The sequence below is a fragment of the Streptomyces sp. NPDC016459 genome (assembly GCF_040632845.1).
In the GTDB taxonomy this organism is placed as follows: domain Bacteria; phylum Actinomycetota; class Actinomycetes; order Streptomycetales; family Streptomycetaceae; genus Streptomyces.
In genome coordinates this window covers 104768-128010 of the sequence record NZ_JBEYCR010000003.1, presented here as the reverse complement: position 1 = coordinate 128010, position 23243 = coordinate 104768, and the positions used below count along the sequence as shown (strand labels likewise).

Genomic DNA, 23243 nt, shown 5'->3' with positions numbered 1-23243 from the left:
ACCATGCGCGCCCATGGACGAAGACCTGCGCAACATCGTGCTCGGGGTGCTCGCGACGGGTGTCAGCGCCTCCCTCGGCTGGCTGACCCGCACGTACCTCTGGCGGCGCGGGCTCCACCGGAAGCAGGCGTTCTTCGGTCTCCCCGGGAACGCCGAGTGCCTGCTCGTCGTGAACCGGGAGTCGGGCGGCGACAGGTCGGTGCACCGCTTCGACGTGTTCGCGCTGCTCGAACTGTCCGCGCTGATAAAGGACTGCGGAGCGCAGGCACGGATCCTCTCGCACGACCAGGCGCACCAGGGCTTCGGCGACCGTACGGAGTTCTGCGTCGGCGGGCCGTACAGCAATCGGCGGATGGCGGCCCATCTGGCGACCCTTCTGCCGGGCGTCACGGTGAACGTCGAGGTGGAACCGAGCCCGGAACGGGGTGCGTTCACCATCGGCACGGACTCCTACCGTTCGGAGGCGGGCGTGTGCGAGTACGTGATCCTCGCCCGGCTCACCGCCGGGGAGGGCGGGCGGCCGGTGTTCCTCTTCTGCGGGCAGCGGGCCATCACCAACCAGGCGGCCACCCGCTACCTCGCCCGCCATCACGTCGAGTTGGCGCGCCGCCACCGTTCGGGCTCGTTCGTACTGCTCCTGAAGGTGGTCAACTCGCAGGCGTACGGCCCCGATGTGGTGGAGCTGGTGGCCGATGTCACGCGGGAGGCCCGGACGGTTCCCGCAGTCGCACCGGCAGCGACGTGACGCCGTTGATGAAGTTGGAGACGAGGCGGCGGGGCGGTCCGGTGAGCTCCATACCGGCGCAGGAGGCGCGTACCTCCTCGTAGAGCACGTGGAGTTGGAGCCGGGCGAAATGGGCTCCCAGGCAGACGTGCGGGCCGTCACCGAAGGAGACGTGCGGGTTCGGGGCGCGACCCAGGTCGAGACGCCGGGGGTCGGGGAAGACGCGCTCGTCGTGGTTGGCGGAGGCGTGGAAGACGACGACCTTGTCGCCGCGCCGGATCGCCCGGCCCGCGAGCGCGGTGTCACGGGTCGCGGTGCGCCGGAAGGAGAGCACGGGCGGGTGCACGCGGAGGAGTTCGTCCACCGTCGTGGCCGCGGAGACCTGCCCGTCCCACCATCGCCGCTGCTCGTCGGGGTGCCGGGTGAGGGCGAGGAGCCCGCCGGGGGCGGCGGCGCGGACCGTGTCGTTGCCGGCGACGGTCAGCAGGAAGAAGAACATCTCCAGTTCGGCGTCGGCGAGTTCCGTGGTGGCGAGCGAGGTCATGATGTCGTCGGCGGGATGCGCCCGCTTGTGCGCGGCGAGTTCCTGGGCGTAGGCGAACATCTCGGCGAGCATGGCGGGCGAGCGGGGATTGACCGGTCGGCCCCGGGCGTCGAGGACCGGAGGCTGGTCGGGATCCTGGTAGGCGATGACCCGCTCCGTCCAGGCGTGGAGCAGTCCGCGGTCGCTCGCGGGCACGCCGAGCAGGTCGGTCAGGTTGAGCAGCGCGTAGTCGTCGGTGACCGTCCGGACGAGGTCAGTCCGGTCGCCGTCCGCGCGGGCCGCGTCGAGCAGGCTCCTGGCCCGCCCGCGCGCGGTGACCGCGAAGCGTTCGATCCGCCCCGGGGTGAAGGCCCCGCTGACGAGCCGCCGCAGGCGTCCGTGGTCGGGAGGGTCCTGGTTGAGCATCATGCGCCGGATGAAGGGCAGGTCGGCGGGGTCGGGGTCGCGGATCTGGGTGGCGCCGAGGCACGAGGAGTACGTCCCCGCGTCCTTGAGCACCCGGGTGACGTCGGCGTGCCGTGTGACGGCCCAGAATCCGGGCCCGGCGGGCCAGCCGAGGATCTCCGGCTCCTCCTGCCACGCGACGGGCGCCAGGTCGCGCAGGGCGCGGAAGCGGTCGTGCGGGATGCCTTCCGCGTAGATCCGCGGGTCGAACACGTCGGGTACGTCGCTCGCGTCCCCCACCGTGCCTCCCGCCCATGCCGTCCAGGGGTGCAGCCGGCTCCATCATGACAGGGCGGCGGCGGCGCCGTGGAGCTCTTGGACCCCGTCACCCCGCCAAGCCCCTCCGCAATCGTTACCCGCACGTAACTTACTGACTGGTTACCACGGGTAAGCCGTTCCGGTTACCGTCGGGTCACTTTCACTGCCCCCCATCACCCCCGCCCCGGCGGTGCACCCCACCGCCCGGGCTCGCACAGCCCCCGCACTGTCCCCGCAGTGCCCCAGTGAGGAGTGACCCGTGCGCACATCCCTGGCCCTCGCCGCCTCGGCCGCCCTCGTGGCGGGAACGGCCCTCGGGCTCGCGCCCGCCGCCCAGGCCGGAGAGTCCGGAGCGAGCACCGACACCGGTATCCGCTTCGTCGACATCGCCGGAGAGGGCGGCACCGTCCTCAAGGCGAACGTCGTCGCCCCCGTCGGCTCCGGCCGTCATCCCCTGATCGTGCTTCCCACCAGCTGGGCCATGCCCCAGATCGAATACCTCGCCCAGGCCAAGAAGCTCGCCGACTCCGGTTACGTCGTGGTGAGTTACAACTCACGCGGCTTCTGGCAGTCCGGCGGCGAGATCGAGACGGCGGGCCCCAAGGACGTCGCCGACGCCTCGAAGGTCGTCGACTGGGCCCTCGCTAACACCCCCGCCGACCCCGAGCACGTGGGCATGGCGGGTGTCTCGTACGGCGCCGGGATCAGCCTCCTCGCCGCCGCCCACGACCCCCGGATCAAGGCCGTCGCCGCGCTCAGCGGCTGGGCCGACCTCATCGAGTCCATCTACAGCGGCCGCACCCAGCACCTCCAGGCCGCCGCCCTACTCGGCGGCGCCGGGTACCTCACGGGCCGCCCGGGACCCGAACTCCAGGAGGTCCTGGGCGACTTCCTCTCGTCGAACCTCGACAAGGAGGACGAGATGATCGCCTGGGGCCGCACCCGGTCCCCCGCCACCCACCTGGACCGGATCAACGCCAACGGCGCCGCGATCATGCTGGGCAACGCCTGGGGCGACACCATCTTCCCGCCCAACCAGTACGCGAGCTTCTTCGAGAAGCTCACCGGCCCCAAGCGGCTCGAGTTCCGCCCCGGTGACCACGCGACCGCCGAGGCCACCGGCCTGTTCGGACTCCCCAACGACACCTGGACCAGCGCCCACCGCTGGTTCGACCACCACCTCAAGGGCGTCGACAACGGCATCGACCGAGAACAGCCCGTCCAGCTCACGTCCCGCTCCACGGGCGGCTACGAGGGCTACGCCGACTGGAAGTCCGTCCACGCGAACCAGCGGAAGTTCGACCTCGGCGGTACGCAGCGGGTATGGGCGAACGTCGACTCCGGCGCCAACGGCGGCATCACCCTGCTGACCAACGCCCTCGACCAGTTCCTCCGCACCCCGCCCGTCGTCTCCGTCCCCCTGCTCCCCCGCGCCTTCGCCGGGGTCTGGCAGTCGGAGCGGTACGACACCCCGCAGCGGGTGCGCGGCACGGTGAAGGTGCACACCACGGTCGCCTCCACCGAGGAGAGCGGCACCCTCGTCGCCTACCTCTACGACGTGGGCCCGCTCGGCGTCGGCAAGCTGGTCAGCAACGCCCCGTACACCTTCCACGGCCGGACGCCGGGGAAGCCGTTCGCCGTCGACCTGGAGCTGTTCTCCACGGCGTACGACGTGCCGGCCGGGCACCGGCTCGCCCTGGTCGTCGACACCGTCGACCCGCTCTACATCGAGCACAACCCGACCGGCGCGCAGCTGACCTTCTCCTCCCCTCCGGCCGACCCGTCGTACGTGTCGGTACCGCTGCGGAAGGAGTGATCACCGGCTGCTGCCGGGCGGGTGCGGCTCCTCGCCCGCTACTGCGGTCCCGGCAGCAGCGTCTGGGGGTCGGCCGGGGCGACGTCCACGGCCTTCGTCTTCGGGTTGCGGCGCTCCCTGCGGGCCACCCAGGTGGCGAACCAGGAGAGCAGCATGCACATCCCGATGTAGATCGGTGAGATGACCAGGACGACCGGGATGAACGGCAGGTCGTAGTCCAGGTTCGAGGCGATCAGCTTGCCCGCGTGCAGGAACTCCTCGTAAGTGATGAGGAATCCGAGCGAGGTGTCCTTGAGCGCCACCACCAGCTGGCTGATGATGGCCGGGAGCATGGCGCGTACGGCCTGGGGCACCAGGACGTACGTCATGACCTGTGTCTTGCGCATGCCGAGCGCGTACGCGGCCTCGCCCTGCCCGCGTGCGACGGCGTGGATGCCGGTGCGGAAGACCTCCGCGAGCACCGAGCCGTTGTAGAGGGTCAGTCCCGCGACCAGCGCGGGCAGCGCCTGTACCTTGAGCGCCACGAAGATGAAGAAGATCATCACGAGGACGGGCATGGCGCGGAAGAACTCGACGAGAAGGGTCGAGATCCAGCGCAGGACCCGGTGCTCGGAGAGCCGGCCGGTGGCGAGGACCGCGCCGAGGACCAGCGAGAGCACCGAGGCGTACGCGAAGGCCTTGAGGGTGTTGGCGAGTCCTTCGAGCAGCAGCTCCTGGATGCCCTCGTAGAGGAAGGGCGACCACTTGGTGGAGGTGAACTGGTCGTTGGCGAACAGCAGGTACAGCATCCAGCCGGCCAGGGCGAGGATCGCCACCGTGGACGCGAGGCCGTAGAGCAGATGGCGCCGTCCGGCCTGCGGTCCCGGGATGTCGTAGAGGGCGGTGGACTCGGTCATCGGGCGACTCCCCAGCGCTTCTCCAGGACGTGGAAGAGGGCGCTGATGGTGAGGGTGATGATCAGGTATCCGGCGGCGATCCAGACGAAGGTCCAGATGATGTTGTAACCGAGTTCGCTCAACGTCTTGTAGGTGCCCAGGAGTTCGGTGACGCTGAACGCTCCGGCGATGGCCGAGTTCTTGGCGAGGGCGATCAGCGTGGAACCGATCGGCGGGATGACCGTGCGGAAGGCCTGGGGCAGGACGACGGTGCCGAGGGTCTGCGCGAAGGACATGCCGAGGCTTCGGGCGGCCTCGCCCTGGCCGCGCGGCACGGTGTTGATGCCGGAGCGGAGGACCTCGCAGACGAAGGCCGATGTGTAGCAGCCGAGCGCGAGGACCGCGAACAGCTGGAAGGGCAGCACGAGTCCGAAGCGGGGCAGGCCCAGCATGACGGCGAAGAAGAGCAGGGTCAGCGGGGTGTTGCGCAGGACGGCGACCCAGACCGTGCCGAAGGCCCGGAAGGAGCCGACGGGCGCGACGCGGAACGAGGCCATGAGGAAGCCCAGGACGAGGGCGAGCGCCGAGGCGTAGACGGTGAGTTCGACGGTGCCGAGGAATCCCTTGGCGTAGAGCGAGAAGTTGTCGGTCAGGACGTCCATGTCGGAGGCTCCTCCGGTCAGCTCGCCGGGTAGCGGTCGATGGCGGGCGGCTTCGGGGCGGGCACTCCGGAGAGGCCGAGGGTGGCGTCGTACGCCTTCTTCCAGTCGCCGTTCTTCTCGTGGACGGCGAGCGCGTCGTCGAGGGCGAACCGCAGCGCGTTGTCACCGCGCGGGACGCCGATGCCGTACGGCTCCTTCGAGAACGGCCGCCCGACGACCTTGAGTTCGTCGGGGACCTTGGCGGCGTAGCCCATGAGGATCGTGTCGTCGGTGGTGACGGCGTCGACCTGGTAGGTCAGCAGGTTGTCCACGCAGGCGGAGTAGGTGTCGTAGGCGACGAGTTCGGCCTTCGGGTAGTCCTTCTCGATCCGCTGGTACGGGGTGGACCCTGCGGCCGAGCAGACCCGTTCGCCCGCGAGGTCCTGCGGGCCGGTGATGTCGTTCTCGTCGGTGCGGACCAGGAGGGACTGACCTGCCTGGTAGTAGGGCCCGGCGAAGCCGACGAGCTTCTTGCGGTTGTCGTTGATGGTGTAGGTGCCGACGTAGTAGTCGATCTGGCCGTTCTGCAGGGCGGTCTCGCGGTTGGCGGAGGCGATCGTACGGAAGTCGATGCCGGCCGGGTCGAAGCCCAGGGAGGCGGCCATCATCCTGGCGATCTCGATGTCGAAGCCCGAGTAGCGGCCGGTGGCCGGGTCCTTCTCGCCCATGTAGGGCTGGTCCTCCTTGGCGCCGACGACGAGCCGGCCGCGCTTCTTCGCCCGGTCCCAGGTGCTGGAGTCGGGCAGGGTGAATTCCGACCGCACCTGGTAGACGGGGAGCCGGTCGGGCTGAGGGCCCTTGACGGGCGGGCTGCCGTCCCGGCCGCAGCCGGTGAGCGCCGCCGTCACGGCGAGCAGAAGGGCGAGCACGGCCGGGGTCCGGTGCGTACGCTGCATGGTTCCCACCCCGCTCAGTGCTTGAGGATCTTGGAGAGGAAGTCCCTGGCGCGCTCGCTGCGCGGGTCGGTGAAGAAGTCCTCGGGCGCGCGGTCCTCGACGATCCGCCCGTCGGCCATGAAGACGACCCGGTTGGCGGCGGAGCGGGCGAAGCCCATCTCGTGGGTGACGACCACCATCGTCATTCCCTCCTGGGCGAGTTGCTGCATGACCTCCAGGACCTCGTTGATCATCTCGGGGTCGAGGGCCGAGGTCGGCTCGTCGAAGAGGAGCGCCTTGGGGTCCATGGCGAGGGCGCGGGCGATGGCCACGCGCTGCTGCTGGCCGCCGGAGAGCTGCGCCGGATACTTGTCGGCGTGCGAAGCGAGTCCGACCCGGTCGAGGAGTTCGCGCGAACGCCGGTCGGCCTCGTCCTTCCTGCGCTTGCGGACCTTGGTCTGGGCGAGGGAGACGTTCGCGAGGACGGTCTTGTGCGCGAAGAGGTTGAACGACTGGAAGACCATGCCGACTTCGGCGCGCAGCCGGGCGAGCGCCTTGCCCTCCTCGGGGAGGGGCTGTCCGTCGATGACGATCTCGCCCGACTCGACGCGCTCCAGGCGGTTCATCGCCCGGCAGAGGGTGGACTTGCCGGATCCGGACGGGCCGATGACGACGACCACCTCCCCGCGGCCGACGGTGAGATCGATGGACTGGAGGACGTGCAACGTGCCGTAGTGCTTGTTGACGCCACGCAGTTCGATCAGCGGATCGACGACGGCCATACGCTGCCCTGCCCCATTTCTCAGCGGTCGAGTCAGCGCAAACTATCCACCGGAAAAGGGACTTCACGCCCGACACGCATGAAACGGGAAAAGCAGTATTTACTGCGGAAGGGTGGTGCTCCACCGCTGCTTCCGGCCGGCGGGCGGACCGCGGAGTCAGTACTCGGCGGCCTCGGCGTACACCTGGGAGAGCTCCGGCGAGCCCGTCACCGCCCAGTCAAGACCGGCCTCGACGACCTGGATCTCCCGGCCGGAGGCCAGCTGCACCACCGGCCCGCCGCTCGGCCACACCTGCCAGCGGGCACCCGGCACGTTCCGGACGATCACGGTGCCGAGGTAGAGCCCCGCGTCGTTCCCGATCCAGGGCAGCTCCTCCGGATCGTCACGCCAGCTCGGGGGGAGCTGGTCGAGCTCCTCCAGGGAGCGCGGGGTGTCGTCGAGCGCCACCCCCGCGGCCGCGACCCGGGTCCGCAGCAGCTCGCACTCGGCGAGCAGCTCACCCGCTCCCCCGGGGTCGCGGTCGAAGGCCGCGACCAGCGGGGAGTCGGCCGGCTCGGGCTCGGACCGCTTGCGCCAGAGGTCGAGAAACGGGATGTTCATCACAACAGCGTCGCACCGGCACCTCCAGGTCGACCACCCGGCGCGCGGAGATCATCACCGCCGCAGGGCCGTGGCGGGCCGGCCGGACCCGTCCTAGACGTCGAGGTCGACGACGACGGGCGCGTGGTCCGACGCGCCCTTGCCCTTGCGCTCCTCCCGGTCCACGTAGCTGTCCGTGACCGCCTCGGCGAAGGACTTGTTGCCGTAGACCAGGTCGATGCGCATGCCCTTGTTCTTGGGGAAGCGGAGCTGGCGGTAGTCCCAGTACGTGAAGGGGTGGTCGTACTTGAGGGGGCGCGGGACCACGTCGGTCAGACCGGCCTCGCGCAGACCGGCGAGCGCGGCCCGCTCCGGCTCCGTCACGTGCGTGGAGCCGTCGAAGACGGCGATGTCCCAGACGTCGTCGTCGGTCGGGGCGATGTTGTAGTCGCCGAGGACGGCGAAGGGGCGCTCCGCCGCCGCGTCGTCCGCTACGGCCGCCTTCAGCGCCTCCAGCCAGCGCAGCTTGTACGCGTAGTGCTCGTGGGCCACCTCCCGGCCGTTCGGCACGTACACCGACCAGACGCGGACCGGCCCGCAGGTCGCGGAGATCGCCCGGGGCTCCTCGACCGCGTCGTACTCGGGGCCGCCGGGCAGGCCCATGACCACGTCCGCGAGGCCGACGCGGGAGACCAGTGCCACGCCGTTCCACCGTCCCGTGGCGTTGACCACGGACTCGTAGCCGAGGGCGCGCAGCTCCTCGGTGGGGAACTGCTCGGCCGTGCACTTGGTCTCCTGGATGCACAGCACGTCCGTGCCGCTGCTCTCCAGCCAGGCCAGGAGCCGGGGCAGCCGGGCGGTGATCGAATTGACGTTCCAGGTGGCGATGCGCATGGGCGCAAGCCTACGTGCGGGGTCTGACAACCGGCGGTCCGCCGGGCTCAGAGCTCGGTGGACGCGCCGGGGGCGAGACGGTCGTGGGCGGTGCCGCCGAGGGCGCCGATCTGGCGGTCGTAGATGGGCCGGGCGAGATCCGTGAGCAGGGCGTCGTGGATGTCGTAGGCCCGGCGCGGCTTGACCTCGCGGACGTAGTCGATGACCTCGGAGATCTTGCTCCACGGGGCCATGACGGGGAGCAGCAGGGTGTCCACGGGCCGGTCGGGCACGGTGAGCGCGTCGCCGGGGTGGAAGACGGCGCCGTCGACGAGGTACCCGACGTTGGTGACGCGCGGGATGTCCGGGTGGATCACCGCGTGCAGCTCGCCGTGGACCTCGACGTCGAATCCGGCCGCCGTGAACGTGTCGCCGTGCCCGACGGTGTGCACCCGCCCGGGGAAGGCCGCCGAGAGCTGTTCGGCGACGCTCCGCAGCGTCCAGATCTCGGCGGCCCGATTGATCTCCAGGGCGGCGCGGAGGCGGCCCGTGTCGAAGTGGTCGGGGTGTTCGTGCGTGACGAGGAGGGCGTCCGCTCCGAGAGCCGCGTCCTCCTCGGTGAACATGCCGGGATCGAGGACGAGCGTCCGCCCGTCCTTCTCGAGCCGCACGCAGGCGTGGGACTTCTTCGTCAGCTTCACGCGGTCAGGTTACGCCGGGGGCGTGGTCTCCTCCTCGACGACGCGGGCCACCACGCGGAGCGCGGTGTCGGCGGCGGGAAGGCCGCAGTACACGCCCGCGTGGAGCACGATCTCCCGCAGTTCCTCGGCCGACAGACCGTTGCGGAGGGCGGCGCGGGTGTGGTCGGCGAGAGCCTCCCGGTGGCCCCCGGCGATGAGGGCGGTCAGGGTGACGACGCTACGGGTACGCCGGTCGAGGCCCTCGCGGCTCCAGACCTCGCCCCAGGCGTAGCGCGTGACCAGGTCCTGGAAGGCCCCGTCGGGGTCGTCCGCGAGGGCCCGGTCCACATGGGCGTCGCCGAGGACCTGGCGGCGCAGCCCGAGTCCCCGGTCGTACGGGTCGGGTCGCCCGGCCGCCTCGGCCTCGGCGACCGGGGCGGGCTCGGCCACGGACACGGGGGTCGCGGGCAGGGGCGGCACGATCAGGGCGCCGCTGGTGTCGGGGGAAGTGCCGGCGAAGTGGTCGATGAGCAGGTCGGTGACGGCGGCCGGCTGCTCGACGGGCGCGAGGTGGGAGGCGCCGGGGACGACGGCGAGCCGGGCGTCGGCGATGCCGGCGACCAGGGTCCGGGCCTCGGCGGGGCCGGTGACCTGGTCCTCGGAACCGACGAGGACGAGGGCGGGGACGCCGATCCGGTCCAGGGCCTCCCGGACGTCGAACACGGCGAGGGCCTCGCAGGCTGCGGTGTAGCAGGCCGGGTCGGTCGTCCGGACCATCTGGACGGCCCAGTCCACGATCGCGGGCTGCGCACCAGCGAACACGGAGGTGAACCACTGCTCGGGGGCGGCGCGGGCCATCGGCTCCAGACCGTTGGCGCGGACGATGACGCCGCGCTGGCGGAACTCGTCGGCCGTGCCGAACCGGGGCGAGGCGGCGACCAAGGCGAGGGAGGCGACCCGGTGGGGTGCGCGCAGGGCCAGGTCGAGTCCGACGGCGCCGCCGAGGGAGCAGCCGGCGTACCCGAAGCGCTGGACGCCGAGGGCGTCGAGGGTGGCGAGGAGCCGGTCGCCGAGCTCGGCGACGGAGGTGAAGGGCTGGGCGGGCGCGCCGCCGTGCCCGGGCAGGTCGAAACGGACGACCCGCCAGTCCCGGGTGAGCTCGGGTATCTGCCGGTCCCACATGTGGAATGTGGTGCCCAGCGAGGGCCCGAGAACCAGGACCGGAGCGTCTTCTCGCCCGTCGGAGCGATATTGCAGGGTGTTCGTCGGTGTCTCACTCACCCGCCAGACCCTTTCATCTCTCGCCGAAGCCCCTGTGGCTGGGGTCGGAACAGCCTAGGTCACGTCCTGGCAGGGGACGGCGCGGTCGCCGGAACTCCGGGAGCGGATCACCGCTGCGCGGCGGAGGAGGAGGCGGGGCGGTCGGCGCCTGTGCGGGGCGGGGCTGCGTCGGGGGCGGTCGGCGGAGGCGGAGGCGGGGCGGGGGGGCGGGCGGGGGCGGTCAGCGCTTCGGCAGCCGGTGCAGGGTGACCTCCGCGAGCACACCGTCGGCCACCACGGCCGTCATGTACGTGCAGTACGGCTGGCGCCTGCGGTCCGTCGGCGACCCCGGGTTCAGCAGGCGCGGTCCGCCCGGCGCCTCGGTGTCCCAGGGGATGTGGCTGTGGCCGAAGACCAGGACGTCGAGGTCGGGGTAGAGCGCGGCGCAGCGCGCCTCCCGGCCGCGGGCCGCCCCCGTCTCGTGGACGACGCCGAACCGCAGGCCGCCCAACCGGACCCGGGCCACCTCCGGCAGCCGCGCGCGCAGTTCGGCTCCGTCGTTGTTGCCGAACACACCGACCAGGCGCCGTGCGCGTTCCTCCAGGAGGTCCAGGGTGGCCACGTCGACCCAGTCCCCGGCGTGGAGGACGACGTCGGCCCGGTCCGTCTCGCGCAGCAGCTCGTCGGGCAGCCGCCTCGCGCGCAGGGGCACATGGGTGTCCGAGACGAGCAGCAGCCGTACGGGGCGGGCCGTCGCCCCGGTCGTGTCGTCGTCCATCGCCCGCCTCCTCCGCGCTGCGCTCGCGGCGCCGTCATGTTCGGTCGACACCTACCCCGCCGGCTCGGCGGAGCGGGGTGGCCCGCTGTGACACCTGCCACGCACCGACCCCGCGTACGTCGGCCTCACACGGCTTCGTGGGAGGAGGCGGCGGAGTGCTGCGACGCCGGGCCGCGCAACCGGGCCTCGACCCGGCCGCCGGTGATGCGGGTCTCGAAGGCGGGCTGGGGGGCGGTCGCGGGGCCGCGCACGTTCCAGCCGTCCTCCAGGCGGAAGACGCTTCCGTGCCAGGGGCAGGTGACGCAGCCGTCCTCGACCGCGCCATCGGAGAGGGGGCCGCCCATGTGGCTGCACTCGGCCGCGAGGACGTGCACGCGGTTTCCGGTCTCGCGCACGACCAGGACCGCGACGTCGGCCACGTGCCGCCGGACGGGCCGTCCCACCGGAAGGTCGGCGACCTCCCCGACCTCGTGCCACCCCGGCCCGACCAGGTCCGGCACCGCCTCCGCGTGGTTGGCGCCGGAGGCCTGCCGGTAGGCCAGGTGACCTCCGATCGCGCCGCCGACGCCCACAGCGGCCAGGCCGGCGAAACCGAGGGCCTTGCCCAGGGCGGTGCGACCGCGGTACCGCGCCACGAGAGAGCCCGTGTAGAGCCCCACCCCGGTCAGGTTGGCGGCCGCGTGCACCAGCCCCACCCGCATCTGGCGGCGCTGCAGCTCGGCCCAGTCGGTCCAGCCGGCCAGGGCCGCCGGGGCCGCGGCCGCGAGTCCCGCGCCGATCAGCGCGCTCGCCGCCCGCCGCTGCCCCGGCATCAGGTCGAGGAGTGCGGCCGAGAACCAGGTGCCGACCGGCACCTGCACCATCACGGGGTGGACGGGGTGGCCCAGCCAGCGGCCGTGCAGGATGTCCCTGCCGGAGCCGAGGGGAAGCGCCCGGACCGCGTCGCGCAGTCGTCCGACGACGCCGTCCAGGCTTTTCGCCTGCTCCAGCCGGTCCATGCCCCGGAGGATCCTGCCGGGGCCCTGGGCCGAGGGGAGGATGCTTCTCATCGCCCGCGGTAGGGCGCTCGTAGGGATTGCACCGTCTTGGTCCGGTTTCCGAGTCATGGACGATAGGTAACCGTTCAGGCCCGGGGGAAACTGCCGGGAGCGGACGCGGTCCGCCCGACCGGCTCAGGCTCACGCACAGGTCGACGGTGGTCGGTCCACGCCGCCGCTCGGACGGCGCGCCCCGGCGGGTGCGGTGGACTCGGCGGACTCGGGCGGTACGCCGGCCAGGGCCGCGGCCTCGTCGCTGCCGCCCGCGGAGGGGCCGAGCCATTCGCAGAACAGCACGGTGGCGTCGTCCTGCAGCCGTCCGTCGTGGTACTCCAGCAGGGCGTGCATCAGTCGGCGCAGGGTCTCGGGGACGGGCAGACCGTCCGCGTGCCGGCGGATGAGGAAGTCGGTGAAGCGCTCGAGCCCGAACTCCTCCGCGCCCCTGCGGGCCTCGGTGATGCCGTCGGTGTAGAGGACGAGGCGGTCGCCGGGCTCCATCTGGTCGCGGCACACGGTGATGGGCAGGCCGAGACCGGTGCCCATGGGGTGCGCGGGCGGGCACTTCAGATAGGTGCGCCAGCGGCCGCCGCGGATGATCACCGGCGGGTGGTGGCCCCGGTTGACCCAGGTGAGTACGCCGGTGCGGGTGTCCAGGTCGGCGACGATGCCCGTGGCGTAGCGTCCGTGGCTGAACTGCTCGATCAGCTCCTCCTCGATCCGCTCGGTGAGCTCGGCGAGACCGGCCCCCTGACGGCGCGAGTTGCGGCTGGTCCCCATGGCCAGGTGGGCGGTCACACCGGCGGCGGTGTCGTGGCCCATCGCGTCGAAGAGCGACAGGTGCACCACGTCGTCGGCGGTGGCGTAGTCGTACGCGTCGCCGCTGATGCGGTAGGCGGGCTCCATCGCCGCGGCGATCACCACCCGGCCGTCGGCGTAGGTGCGCGGCGGCATGAGGTGCCACTGCATCTCGGCCGCGATGTTCAGCGGCCGGGTCCGTGTCAGCCGCGCGTGGGAGTCGCTGGTGCGCCGCTTGCTGTCGACGAGCAGGGCGACGAGTGCCGCCAGGGAGTTCATGTCCTCCAGGGCCCGCGCGTCGTCGGCGGTGCTGGTGACCCTCAGGAGGCCGAGGCGTTCGGTGCCGTCGATCAGGGGGACCCAGAACTGTCCCCCCTCCGTGCCGGCGGCCGGCGCTCCGGCGATGACCTGCCCGTACTGGAAGGCCCGCCCCGCCACACTGCCCTCGATCAGCAGTTCCTCGTCCTCGCCGTGCGCGCCCTGCCCGGCGTCCCGGCCCTCTCCGGTCAGCAGCCGCAGTACGTCCCACTGGAGGTCCGCCAGGTAGATCAGCACCTGCGGGAAGCCCGCGAGGGCGGCGTACTGCGCCGTCCTCGCGGGCAGCTGTTCGAGCGGCATCAGATGGCTCGCCTCCAGCAGACCCACCAGCATTTGGCGTCCCAGGGCGTCTCGGCACTCGTCGCTCACGGGCAGCGTCCCGTCGTCGAAGTCGACACCCCGCACGCACCGGAGTGCCCTCGCTCCCAGTCTCCGCCATCGCGCGCCACGAGACGAAACAGGCTGAAGGGCTCCAGAAAGGATTGTTTCCAGCGAGCCGGGTACGCGCCGGGGAGTACACCAGGCAGACAGACCGCCGCAGTGGACGAGGAGGAGCCTTGAGTAACTTCCAGGACTCGGACCGCCGGCAGGAACCCAGGCCGACGGCAGTGGCACACACAGCCCAGGACAAGGCGGGCGAGAGCGCCGCCCTGATCGGGGACAAGGCTTCGGGCGTGGCCCGGACCGCGAAGGAACAGGCCGGACAGGTCGTCGGCGAGACCCAGGCGAAGGCGAAGGACCTCGTCGGTGAGCTTCGGGAGCAGTTGCAGGACCAGGCCGGCACACAGACGCAGCGCCTGGCGGAGAACGTCCGCAAGCTCGCTACCGAGATACGCGACATGAGCGAGAACGGGAAGCCGGACTCGACGGCGGGCGGTCTCGCGCGTCAGATGGCCGACCGTGGGCACCAGGTGGCCGACCACCTCGAGAGTCGTGGCCCCGACGGGCTGCTCAGTGATCTGCAGGGATTCGCCCGTCGCAGGCCCGGCCTCTTCCTGGCCGGTGCCGCGCTCGCGGGATTCGCCGTCGCACGCGCCGGCAAGGGTGTGGGCGCCGCGTCCTCCTCCGGCTCCGACGACTCGCGCGCCGCGGATCCGGCGGGTTACGAAGCCGGCCCGGCGGCCACCCCGCCGAAGGGACCCCTGCCGACGACGCAGGGCGCCGGCGACACGTACGCCGATCCGCTCGACACGTACGGGCAGTCGCAGCCGCCGCACGTGACGCACGCGCCGCCGACCCCGCCGGCGCCGCCCGTCTATCCGCCGACGCCCGCGGCCCCCTACCGTCCAGGGGCCGACGAGGGCCCGCGGGGAGAGGTGATCTGACCGTGGCCATCTCCTCCCACGAGCGGTTCACGCCCATGGCGCCCGACGCGCCTCCCCGCGCCGCGCCGGCCCCTCCTCCCACCCGGAGCGAGCGGGAGGCGTCGATCGGGGACCTGATCGGGGACATCGGCACCGATCTGTCCCAGCTGGTGCGGGACGAGATCGAGCTGGCGAAGGCCGAGATCAAGGAGGAGTCGACGAAGGCCGGGAAGGCGGCGGGCATGCTCGCCGGCGCCGGATACGCGGGACACCTGGTCCTGCTGTTCGGCAGCCTGACGGTCGTCGCCGCACTCAGCCACGTCATGGACGTCGTATGGGCCGCTCTCATCGTCACCGCCGTATGGGCGGTGGTCGGAGCCGTCCTGTACACCACGGGACGCAAGCGGCTCCGCACCGTGAACCTCTCCACCGAGCACACCGTCGAGGCATTGAAGGAGGACACCCGATGGGCACGACACCCGAGGAGCTGAGGCGTGACCGGGAGCACCGCCGCGCGCACCTGGCCCGCAACGTCGACCTCCTCGCGGACCGCCTGACGCCGCGCCGGATGGCGCAGCGCAAGGCCGACTCCGTACGGCATGGACTCACCGATGTGAAGGAGCGCGTGATGGGCACGGCTCACGACAGGGGACAGCAGGTCGCCGACGGCGCGGGACACGCGACCGACAGCATCGCGGAGACCGCGCGTGGGGCCGTCGGCAGTGTGAGCGAGACGGTGCAGAGCGCGCCCGCCCGCGCCCGTCGCGGGACCGAGGGCAGCCCTCTCGCCGCTGGCATCATGGCGTTCGGCGCGGGCATGCTCGCGGCTGCTCTCCTGCCGACGACCAAGGCCGAGGAGCGCGCCGGCCAGCACCTGAAGGAGCACTCCGACGAACTCCTCGGGCCTGTCAAGGAGACGGCTGTCGAGGCGGCTCAGGAGATCAAGGAGCAGATGCGCGAGCCGGTCACGGAGGCGGTGGAGTCCGTGAGGTCCACGGCGCAGGACGCGGCCGCCACCACCAAGGACGACGCCCGCACCGCGGGACAGGAGACCGCGCAGGACATGCGCCGGATCGGGCAGGACACCGCCGGGGAGGTGCGCTCGATCTCCACGAACGACAGGTGACAGGTCTGGGCCGTCACTTCTGACGGCCGCTGCCACGTCGTCGGCCGCTTCCCGGTCACGGGGCCGCGACCGAGGTCGCCCGGTACCGCGAGAGCGGGCCGGGCGCCTCCGCGTCGGGACCGGTGAGGCCTCAACCGCCGTTCGGGTGCATTATCTCCGACGCCGGTTCAACATCGCAGGTCATTCCCTGTGTGATGAAGCGATTTGCCCCACTCCCCCCACATAAGGACGGATTTCTGCATTTTCTGACCTAGGGTCTCCTTGCCCACCCACGGCCTTCAGGAGTTCCCATGGTCACTTCCACGGAAGCGCCCGCCCTCGTACCCGGGAAGAGGAGAAGCCGGGGACGAGTCGTCATCGACTGGTTGACAACGACGGACCACAAGAAGATCGGGCATCTCTACCTGATCACGTCGTTCGTGTTCTTCATTCTCGGCGGTCTGCTCGCGCTCGTGATCCGGGCCGAACTCGCGCGGCCCGGACTGCAGCTCGTGTCGCCCGAGCAGTACAACCAGGCGTTCACCCTGCACGGGACGGTGATGCTGCTGCTCTTCGCGACACCGACCTTCGCCGGATTCGCCAACGCGATCATGCCCCTGCAGATCGGCTCGCCCGACGTGGCCTTCCCCCGCCTCAACATGCTGTCGTACTGGCTTTTCCTCACGGGCGGTCTGATCGCGTTCGGAGGGGTGTTCACCACCCAGGGCACGGCCGACTTCGGATGGACCGCGTACACCCCGCTCAGCGGTGGCGAGCGCACCCCCTATGTCGGTGCCGACATGTGGGTCATGGGACTGGCCCTCGGTGGCTTCGGCACGATCCTCGGCGCCGTCAACTTCATCACGACGATCATCTGCATGCGGGCGCCCGGCATGACGATGTTCCGGATGCCGATCTTCACCTGGAACGTGCTGCTCACGTCCGTCCTTGTGCTGTTCGCGTTCCCCGTGCTGGCCGCGGCCCTGCTGGTTCTGGAGTCCGACCGGCAGTTCGGCTCGCACGTCTTCGACCCGGCCAACGGCGGCACCCTGCTCTGGCAGCACCTGTTCTGGTTCTTCGGGCACCCCGAGGTGTACATCATCGCCCTGCCGTTCTTCGGGATCGTCACGGAGATCCTGCCCGTCTTCTCCCGCAAGCCGATCTTCGGTTACGTCGGTCTCATCGGCGCCACGATCGCCATCGCCGGCCTTTCGGTCACCGTCTGGGCGCATCACATGTTCGCCACCGGGGCGGTGCTGCTGCCGTTCTTCTCGTTCATGACCTTCCTCATCGCCGTACCGACGGGCGTGAAGTTCTTCAACTGGATCGGCACCATGTGGAAGGGGTCGATCTCCTTCGAGACCCCGATGCTGTGGTCGGTCGGCTTCCTGGTGACGTTCCTCTTCGGCGGTCTCACCGGAATCATCCTCGCCTCGCCGCCCATGGACTTCCACGTCACCGACTCGTACTTCGTCGTCGCCCATTTCCACTACGTCGTCTTCGGCACGGTCGTGTTCGCGATGTTCGCCGGGTTCTACTTCTGGTGGCCGAAGATGACCGGCACGATGCTCGACGAGCGTCTCGGGAAAATCCATTTCTGGGCGCTGTTCGTCGGTTTCCACATGACGTTCCTCGTCCAGCACTGGCTGGGCGCCGAGGGAATGCCGCGGCGGTACGCGGACTATCTCGACGCCGACGGATTCACCGCCCTCAACACGATCTCGTCCATCGGCGCCTTCCTCCTGGGCATGTCCACCCTGCCGTTCTTCTACAACGTCTGGAAGACGGCCAGGACCGCCCCGCGCGTCACCGTCGACGACCCCTGGGGCTTCGGCCGCTCCCTCGAATGGGCCACCTCGTGTCCCCCGCCCCGGCACAACTTCGTCACTCTGCCGAAGATCCGCTCCGAGTCACCGGCCTTCGATCTCAACTACCCCGCCCTGGCCGCGCTGGACCCGGGCAAGTCGGGGCGCCGGGACGTGATCGACGAGCCCGGCGCGGACACCCATGGCGGCCCGGACGCCGGCCGGGAAGCATGACGACGCGGGGCGAAAGCCGCCATGGGTCCCAGGGATCCACGGAGATCGTGGCGGGGATCGCCCGGTTGGAGGGGTACCTGCTCGCCCAGCGGGCGAGGACGGAGGCCGCGGAGGCCGGCGAGGCCTTCGCCCGACGCTTCCCGTGGCTGGGCCCCCGGGAGGAGTCGGAGATCGCGCTGTCCTTCGCGCAGGAGCATCTCGCCGTGCGGCGCCGCATGCTCCAGGACGCCGTCGCGCGCGCGGACGAACTCCAACGCGAGTACAGCGACCGCTACGCACGCCTGCGCCGTCGCTCGGTCGCCACGGTCCTCGGCGTGACCGCCACGACGCTCATGGTGCTCCCGGTCGTGGTACGGGCCACCGGCTAGGACCTCGGCGCGGGCCGTCCGCTCGCGGGCGTGTCATGCCGGCGAGGCGTACAGGACCACGTTGCTGTCGTACGCCGCCGCGGCCGCGTCGTACGTCCCCGCGCAGGTGAGCAGGGCGAGGCGGTGCGGCCCCTCGCGGCTGAAGAGGTCGGTGGGCAGGGCGGTCCGGGCGTAGAGCCGACGGGCCGTGACCACGTACCGGTACACACGGCCGTTCGCCGCGCGCACCTCCACCCGGGAGCCCGGGCCCAGTCGGTGGAGGACGGCGAAGGCGCCGAGACCCGAGCGTCGGGAGTCGACGTGGCCGGCGAGCAGCGTCGTCCCGGCGCGGGAGCCGACCGGCGCCCCGAGCGCCCACCACCCTCCGAGGCGCACGTCCTCGGGGAGACCCAGGACGCCGTCCCGCCCGGCGGCGACCGGGACCAGGTCCGCGCGCAGGCCCAGGGGGCCGCGCAGTTCCCGCGGCACGGACGGATCGGCCGGGACCGGGGGCGGCGCGACCGGGACGACCGCCGCCGGTAGGGCTCCGAATCCCGGGGTGGTGGCCCTGCCGGCCGAAGGGCCGTCGAGGAGCAGCGCTCCGGCCGTGAGCAGGGTGACACCGAGCAGGATCGCGCCGCCGCCGGTGATCCGGCCTGCGGGAGGTGTCACCGAGGCTGGTTCCCCCGCCGTCGGCTGCGGATCAGCCAGACGGCACCGACGCCGGCCAGGAGCCCGCCGCCGACGAGACTCGCGATGCCGGCGGTGGTGAGCGCGTCGGTGTCCTGCGCCGCGAGGTGGCCGCCGCTTCCGGCCTTGACCATGTGCGCGTCCTTGCCCGCGTGACACGTGCCGCCCCGGACCATGTCGAGGTGCATGGCCACCACGGGGCGCGCGGCCCGGGCCGCGGCCATGACCTCGGCGTTCTTCCCGGTGTGCAGCTCGGTGTCGATCAGGGCGAGCGTCTTGGTGTGTGCCGCCTCCTGGCCCTTCAGCCAGGCGGCGTCGTACGCCGGCGTCCCGGCCTTCGCCCGCACCGCGGCGAGCTCGGCCTTCTGCTCGGCGGTCGGGGCGCCGGGCAGCGTGACGCCCAGTTTCGCCGCCAGCGCCTTCACGTCCGCGTCGAGCTTGCCGTGATCCCGTACGAGAACCCGCCCGACCTCTTTCACGCACGCGCTGGTGGCGTTGGCCTGCGCGTCCTGACCGGCCGCGATCTCGGCGAGATTCCCCTGGTGCGCCGCCTTCGTGAACGTCGTGTCCTGATCGCTCACGGGCGCCGCGACCGCGTACGGCCCCGCCGCCGCGGACACGGCTATGACCAGAGCGGCGACCGATGTCAGCCGGGTAACCCTCACAACGTCCTCCTCCATCCACCGTGCGGCCGGTCCGGCCGCACGGAGCGACGAGATGCCCGATAGCACCTCGACGGGAAGGAATCCCCCCGCCACGCCAGGAGCGGTCAGGAAGCGACGTCTTTCACCCGGAAGAGTTACCACTCGCCGTGGACCGGCCGCGGTACACCTCGCCGACGTCCTCGGGCCGCGTGGAGAGCCGCGGCTCCGGTGGGAGGCGTCGCGGATCGGGCGGGATGGTCCGGACGGACCCTAGGGGTTCGCCGCGAGGAGGACGTCGAGGTCGATCGTGTCGGCGATCGCTCGCATGCCGGCCGCGTTGGGGTGCAGATGGTCGCCGCTGTCGTAGGCGCTGTTCAGCATCGTGGTGTCGGTGCTGTCGGCGAGCGTCGTGGCCGTGTCGAAGTGCCCGTCGAAGTTGCCCGGCGTGCGGATCCAGGCGTTGACCTGTCGACGGATGGCTTCACCTGCCGTCGTGTAGTAGCCCGAGCCTCTGTACGGCAGGATCGTCGCGCCGAAGACCTTGATGCCCTTGGCGTGCGCGGCGGTGACGAGCGAGCGGTAGCCGTCGGTCAGGTGACGCGCGGTCAGGGGCGTGCCGTCGGGGCCGGCGAGGTTGCCGATGTCGTTGATCCCTTCGAGCAGGATCACGGCGCGGACACCCGGCTGGTCGAGTGCGTCGGCGTTGAAGCGCTTGACGCCGCTGACGCCCTGGACCGCCGAGGGCGAGTCGGTCACGACGCGGTTGCCGCCGATCCCCAGGTTGACCACGCCCCCGGCCCGATGGCCCTGTTCGCGGCGGAGTGCGGCGGCGAGGAGGTTCGGCCAGCGCTGGTTGCTTCCCGTCGGCGTGCTGGAGCCGTCCGTGATCGAGTCGCCGAAGGCGACGACCGTACCGTTCGCGGTGGTGGACACCACGTCCACGCCGGACAGGAAGTACCAGGAGGAGGCGGTGCTCGTGTAGTCCGTGCCGTCGTCGTCGGCGCTGTGGTCGCCGGTCCGTGAGATGTAGGTGGTCTCGTAGGCCAGGGCGTGCCAGGTCGAGGGGCCGGTCGTCCCGGGGAGGTACACGCTGACGAGCAGGTTCTGCCCGGCGGCCACCGGCAGGGGAAGCGGATCGGAGCGCAGTTCCGCGCCGGTGGCGACGGTGGTTCCGGTGGCGCCGCCGAAGGTGGCGGTGCGGTGCGAGCCGCCGACCGCGCGCGGTCCTGAGGACTGCACGGCGACGTCGACCGTGCCGATCGTCAGCGGACTGGTGCCGTACCGGTTGGACAGGGTGATCCGCGGCGCGGTGCCGGTCGCGTCCGCGTGCACGACCATGCGGATGGTCTGGCCGCTGAAGGAGCGGCCCTCTCCCACGACGGCGTTGGCCCAGGCGCCGACGCGTGGCGCGCGGTGATCGTGCCTCGGCCAGGGGATCACCGGCGGGCCCGGGGTGGGGGAAGCGTCGCTGATGTCGGTTTCGGCCTGGTCGGCCGTGTCGGTCGGTCGGTGGCCGCCGGGGTCGCCACCGGTTCCCGATCCGAGCGGCGGGCTCACGCACAGGACGGCGGCGACGGACACCATCGCCAGGCGAGCCGTCGCAGCTCTGCATCTGCGGAACACGAAGTCTCCTCGGGACACGCGTACAGGGGCCGGTACGTCGGGTCGGCCGTACGCGACCCGTCCTCACGGAGGCACGTTACGCGGACCGGCCGGCGCTCCCTGCACGCCGGTCCGGGCTCCGGCGGCGGAAGGTCACCCGGGAGACCCGCTCCCCTCCCCCAGTTCGGCCCAGACGGTCTTGCCCTCGTCGGTGTGGCGCACACCCCAGTTCTCCGCGAGGGTGGCGCAGATGAGCAGGCCGCGGCCGCCCTCGTCGACGGCCTTGGCGTGGCGGAGGTGGGGGGCGGCCTGGCCGGTGTCGCCCACCTCGCAGACCAGGGTGGTGGAGGTCCGGATGAGCCGGAGCGTGAGGGGCGGGGCGCCGTAGCGCACGGCGTTGGTGACGAGTTCGCTGGCGACGAGCGACACCGTGAACGGGTCGGCGGGGTGGTCCCACCGGCGGAGGCACTCCTCGACGTGGGCGCGTGCGGTGCCGACGGCGGCGAAGTCGAAGGGGACGTTCCACTGGGCGAGTTCGCTCGGCGGCAGGTGACGGGTCCGCGCGAGGAGGACCACACGGTCGCGGGCGAGGAGCCCTGCCACGGCGTCGGCCATCGCCTCCACGTCGCGGTCCGGGTGGCCGAGGGCGCCCAGGAGGTCCTCGGTCGGGGGGTCGGCGTCTCCCGAGGTGGCGGGTGAGGCCATGCAGAGGGTGCTGCCCTCGGGCAGGAGGTGCTCGGCGCAGGCGAAGGGCGGGCCTTCGGCGCCGAGGAGAGGGCCCTCGTCGACGGGTTTCATGTCGATCGCTCCGTCGGGCCGTACGACGGCGAGGAGCGAGGTGCCGGCGCGGGCGATGTCGAGGCGTCCGCCGACGGGGTCGTGGACGGCGACGGTGCAGCTCGCGGTCGGGCGGTCCTTCCCGGACGCGTCCGTGTGTTCGGCGGCGAGGCGGAGGGTGGTGTCGTGGAGGCGGGCGAGGAGTTCGTGGGGGTCGAGGTCGAGCGTGGTCAGGCTGTGGACGGCGGTCCGCAGTCGGCTCATGGTGGCGACGGCGCTGAGGCCCGCGTGCTCGACCTGGCCGACGACGAGCGCGACCCGCGCCCCGGGGAGCGGGACGACCTCGAACCAGGCTCCGGCGCCGCTGCCGCCGGGGCGGTGCCGCCGCGCCACCTCGACGGCACTCTGGGTGGCCTCCTCCTGGCGGAGCGGCCAGCTCTGCAGCGCGGTCATGATCACGTGTTCGCGGGTGAACCGCAGGGCGTTCTCCAGACACGTCGCCGTGCGGTCCGTCATGCCGTCGACGAGTTCGACGTCGTCCGGGCCGTAGGGTTCGGCGTCGGCCGTCCGCTGGAAGGCGACGACCCCGAAGATCTGCCCCCGTACGGTCAGCGGGGCGACCAGCCGGGTCGCGGCGGAACCGTCGTCCCCCTCGGACGGGAGCAGCACGGCCCGGGACGGCAGCGTGTCGCCGAAGATCCCCGGGAGGAGGGTGGCGCCCGGAGCCGGGACCGGCGGGCCGGTGCGGGTCCGGCCCGCCGCGGCGCAGCGCAGCAGGGGTGACGGGTTGCGGGACCGCAGGCCCGGTTCCCTCCCCCTGAGTACGGTGTCGGTGAGGGCTACCACGACGGAGTCGGCGAACCGCGGCAGCGTCAGGTCGACGAGCTCACGGGCCGTGCGTTCCACGTCGAGGCTGGAACCGATGCGCTCGTGGGCGTCCTGCAACAGCCGCAGCCGGGCCCGCGTGCGTTCGCGCGCGGTGACGTCCGTGCTCGTGATGACCAGGCCGAGCACGCGTCCGGTGGCGTCCTGGAGGCGGTAGACGGAGGCGGAGAAGACGTGCTCGGTGCGGGGGTCGGTGGGGGGCCGACCGGTGACGAGGTGGTCGAGTGCCGGGCGGCCGGTGGTGAGGACGGCGCGCAGGAGGTCCTCGTCGACGCTGACCCCGGCGAGGGCGTAGGCCTCGACCGCCGGCAGGCCGACGAGCCGTTCCGCCGGGATGCCGCGGATGCCGGCGGCGACGGTGTTGACGCGGACGACGCGCAGCTCCGTGTCCAGGACGTGCAGGCCGATGTCGGACTGGGTGAACACCGCGTCCAGGACCGCGTCGCCCCAGGGCCCCGGGGCCACCTGCTCCCGCGTCTCTTCGGGCTGCGTGTTCATTCGTGCCTCCCCC

General features: G+C 71.7%; 23 protein-coding genes. 7 read left to right on the top strand and 16 right to left on the bottom strand.

All coding sequences use genetic code 11. The annotated features are described in order from the left end of the window. The first annotated feature begins 13 nt into the window (after positions 1–13). Positions 14–745: a hypothetical protein gene (locus ABZ567_RS10750; protein ID WP_360786758.1), complete on the top strand. Its 732-nt coding sequence runs from the start codon at positions 14–16 to the stop codon at positions 743–745. Here ABZ567_RS10750 and ABZ567_RS10745 read toward each other — a convergent pair. After that, complete coding sequence (locus ABZ567_RS10745; RefSeq protein ID WP_360786757.1) at positions 696–1952, bottom strand: cytochrome P450; 1257 nt, start codon at positions 1950–1952, stop codon at positions 696–698. The two genes, ABZ567_RS10750 and ABZ567_RS10745, sit on opposite strands and share 50 nt — an antisense overlap. A 277-nt stretch (positions 1953–2229) precedes the next feature. On the opposite strand from ABZ567_RS10745, the gene ABZ567_RS10740 reads away from it, so the two are divergent. Beyond that, complete coding sequence (locus ABZ567_RS10740) at positions 2230–3786, top strand: CocE/NonD family hydrolase (protein ID WP_360786755.1); 1557 nt, start codon at positions 2230–2232, stop codon at positions 3784–3786. A 38-nt stretch (positions 3787–3824) separates the two neighbouring features. Here ABZ567_RS10740 and ABZ567_RS10735 read toward each other — a convergent pair whose 3' ends face one another. From ABZ567_RS10735 to ABZ567_RS10685, 11 genes are all read right to left on the bottom strand, one after another. Continuing rightward, positions 3825–4682, bottom strand: coding sequence for an amino acid ABC transporter permease (locus tag ABZ567_RS10735; RefSeq protein ID WP_360786753.1), 858 nt, complete (start codon positions 4680–4682; stop codon positions 3825–3827). Further along, complete coding sequence (locus ABZ567_RS10730; protein WP_360786751.1) at positions 4679–5323, bottom strand: amino acid ABC transporter permease; 645 nt, start codon at positions 5321–5323, stop codon at positions 4679–4681. The genes ABZ567_RS10735 and ABZ567_RS10730 overlap by 4 nt, the downstream gene beginning before the upstream one ends. A gap of 17 nt (positions 5324–5340) precedes the next feature. Then, complete coding sequence (locus ABZ567_RS10725; RefSeq protein WP_360786749.1) at positions 5341–6258, bottom strand: glutamate ABC transporter substrate-binding protein; 918 nt, start codon at positions 6256–6258, stop codon at positions 5341–5343. 14 nt (positions 6259–6272) lie between these two features. Beyond that, positions 6273–7019, bottom strand: coding sequence for an amino acid ABC transporter ATP-binding protein (locus tag ABZ567_RS10720; protein ID WP_360786748.1), 747 nt, complete (start codon positions 7017–7019; stop codon positions 6273–6275). 156 nt (positions 7020–7175) lie between these two features. Further along, complete coding sequence (locus tag ABZ567_RS10715) at positions 7176–7619, bottom strand: DUF6278 family protein (protein WP_360786746.1); 444 nt, start codon at positions 7617–7619, stop codon at positions 7176–7178. A gap of 93 nt (positions 7620–7712) precedes the next feature. Further along, positions 7713–8492: an exodeoxyribonuclease III gene (locus ABZ567_RS10710; RefSeq protein WP_360786744.1), complete on the bottom strand. Its 780-nt coding sequence runs from the start codon at positions 8490–8492 to the stop codon at positions 7713–7715. A 47-nt stretch (positions 8493–8539) separates the two neighbouring features. Continuing rightward, positions 8540–9172, bottom strand: coding sequence for an MBL fold metallo-hydrolase (locus tag ABZ567_RS10705; RefSeq protein WP_360786742.1), 633 nt, complete (start codon positions 9170–9172; stop codon positions 8540–8542). Between the two features lie 9 nt (positions 9173–9181). Continuing rightward, on the bottom strand, positions 9182–10432 hold the full coding sequence (locus ABZ567_RS10700; RefSeq protein WP_360786740.1) for an alpha/beta fold hydrolase: 1251 nt from the start codon (positions 10430–10432) through the stop codon (positions 9182–9184). A 220-nt stretch (positions 10433–10652) separates the two neighbouring features. Beyond that, entirely contained in the window at positions 10653–11189 is a 537-nt protein-coding gene (locus ABZ567_RS10695) for a metallophosphoesterase (protein WP_360786738.1), read from the bottom strand. A gap of 125 nt (positions 11190–11314) precedes the next feature. Continuing rightward, positions 11315–12238 (bottom strand): Rieske (2Fe-2S) protein, encoded by a 924-nt coding sequence (locus ABZ567_RS10690; RefSeq protein ID WP_360786736.1) that lies wholly within the window; start codon positions 12236–12238, stop codon positions 11315–11317. A gap of 129 nt (positions 12239–12367) precedes the next feature. Then, the gene (locus tag ABZ567_RS10685) at positions 12368–13672 is read right to left on the bottom strand and encodes a PP2C family protein-serine/threonine phosphatase (RefSeq protein ID WP_360787595.1); all 1305 of its coding nucleotides are present in this window, start codon (positions 13670–13672) and stop codon (positions 12368–12370) included. Between the two features lie 224 nt (positions 13673–13896). Here ABZ567_RS10685 and ABZ567_RS10680 point away from each other — a divergent pair, with 224 nt between their 5' ends. The 5 genes from ABZ567_RS10680 (at position 13897) to ABZ567_RS10660 (ending at position 18155) form a co-directional block, all read left to right on the top strand. After that, positions 13897–14664, top strand: a complete 768-nt coding sequence (locus ABZ567_RS10680; RefSeq protein WP_360786734.1) for a hypothetical protein — start codon at positions 13897–13899, stop codon at positions 14662–14664. Between the two features lie 2 nt (positions 14665–14666). Then, positions 14667–15134: a phage holin family protein gene (locus ABZ567_RS10675; RefSeq protein WP_360786732.1), complete on the top strand. Its 468-nt coding sequence runs from the start codon at positions 14667–14669 to the stop codon at positions 15132–15134. Next, positions 15110–15769, top strand: coding sequence for a DUF3618 domain-containing protein (locus tag ABZ567_RS10670; RefSeq protein ID WP_360786730.1), 660 nt, complete (start codon positions 15110–15112; stop codon positions 15767–15769). Before ABZ567_RS10675 ends, ABZ567_RS10670 begins: the two co-directional genes overlap by 25 nt. Before the next feature lie 290 nt (positions 15770–16059). Next, complete coding sequence (gene ctaD, locus ABZ567_RS10665; protein WP_360786728.1) at positions 16060–17787, top strand: cytochrome c oxidase subunit I; 1728 nt, start codon at positions 16060–16062, stop codon at positions 17785–17787. Positions 17788–17834: 47 nt separating this feature from the next. Then, positions 17835–18155, top strand: coding sequence for a hypothetical protein (locus tag ABZ567_RS10660; protein ID WP_360786727.1), 321 nt, complete (start codon positions 17835–17837; stop codon positions 18153–18155). 33 nt (positions 18156–18188) lie between these two features. On the opposite strand, the gene ABZ567_RS10655 is transcribed toward ABZ567_RS10660, so the two are convergent. From ABZ567_RS10655 to ABZ567_RS10640, 4 genes are all read right to left on the bottom strand, one after another. Beyond that, positions 18189–18806 (bottom strand): class F sortase, encoded by a 618-nt coding sequence (locus tag ABZ567_RS10655; protein WP_360786725.1) that lies wholly within the window; start codon positions 18804–18806, stop codon positions 18189–18191. After that, on the bottom strand, positions 18803–19489 hold the full coding sequence (locus ABZ567_RS10650; RefSeq protein ID WP_360786723.1) for a DUF4142 domain-containing protein: 687 nt from the start codon (positions 19487–19489) through the stop codon (positions 18803–18805). The genes ABZ567_RS10655 and ABZ567_RS10650 overlap by 4 nt, the downstream gene beginning before the upstream one ends. Positions 19490–19738: 249 nt before the next feature. Then, positions 19739–21091 (bottom strand): SGNH/GDSL hydrolase family protein, encoded by a 1353-nt coding sequence (locus ABZ567_RS10645; protein ID WP_360786721.1) that lies wholly within the window; start codon positions 21089–21091, stop codon positions 19739–19741. Between the two features lie 132 nt (positions 21092–21223). Continuing rightward, entirely contained in the window at positions 21224–23230 is a 2007-nt protein-coding gene (locus tag ABZ567_RS10640) for a SpoIIE family protein phosphatase (protein WP_360786719.1), read from the bottom strand. Between the last annotated feature and the right edge of the window lie 13 nt (positions 23231–23243).

Excerpts from the sequence above, each read along its gene's own strand:
- ABZ567_RS10690 (WP_360786736.1), bottom strand. The coding sequence starts at position 12,238 with ATGAGAAGCATCCTCCCCTCGGCCCAGGGCCCCGGCAGGATCCTCCGG.
- ABZ567_RS10670 (WP_360786730.1), top strand. The coding sequence starts at position 15,110 with ATGGGCACGACACCCGAGGAGCTGAGGCGTGACCGGGAGCACCGCCGC.
- ABZ567_RS10750 (WP_360786758.1), top strand. The coding sequence starts at position 14 with ATGGACGAAGACCTGCGCAACATCGTGCTCGGGGTGCTCGCGACGGGT.
- ABZ567_RS10695 (WP_360786738.1), bottom strand. The coding sequence starts at position 11,189 with ATGGACGACGACACGACCGGGGCGACGGCCCGCCCCGTACGGCTGCTG.
- ABZ567_RS10685 (WP_360787595.1), bottom strand. The coding sequence starts at position 13,672 with ATGCTGGTGGGTCTGCTGGAGGCGAGCCATCTGATGCCGCTCGAACAG.
- ABZ567_RS10710 (WP_360786744.1), bottom strand. The coding sequence starts at position 8,492 with ATGCGCATCGCCACCTGGAACGTCAATTCGATCACCGCCCGGCTGCCC.
- ctaD (WP_360786728.1), top strand. The coding sequence starts at position 16,060 with ATGGTCACTTCCACGGAAGCGCCCGCCCTCGTACCCGGGAAGAGGAGA.
- ABZ567_RS10730 (WP_360786751.1), bottom strand. The coding sequence starts at position 5,323 with ATGGACGTCCTGACCGACAACTTCTCGCTCTACGCCAAGGGATTCCTC.
- ABZ567_RS10715 (WP_360786746.1), bottom strand. The coding sequence starts at position 7,619 with ATGAACATCCCGTTTCTCGACCTCTGGCGCAAGCGGTCCGAGCCCGAG.
- ABZ567_RS10725 (WP_360786749.1), bottom strand. The coding sequence starts at position 6,258 with ATGCAGCGTACGCACCGGACCCCGGCCGTGCTCGCCCTTCTGCTCGCC.
- ABZ567_RS10735 (WP_360786753.1), bottom strand. The coding sequence starts at position 4,682 with ATGACCGAGTCCACCGCCCTCTACGACATCCCGGGACCGCAGGCCGGA.
- ABZ567_RS10720 (WP_360786748.1), bottom strand. The coding sequence starts at position 7,019 with ATGGCCGTCGTCGATCCGCTGATCGAACTGCGTGGCGTCAACAAGCAC.
- ABZ567_RS10640 (WP_360786719.1), bottom strand. The coding sequence starts at position 23,230 with ATGAACACGCAGCCCGAAGAGACGCGGGAGCAGGTGGCCCCGGGGCCC.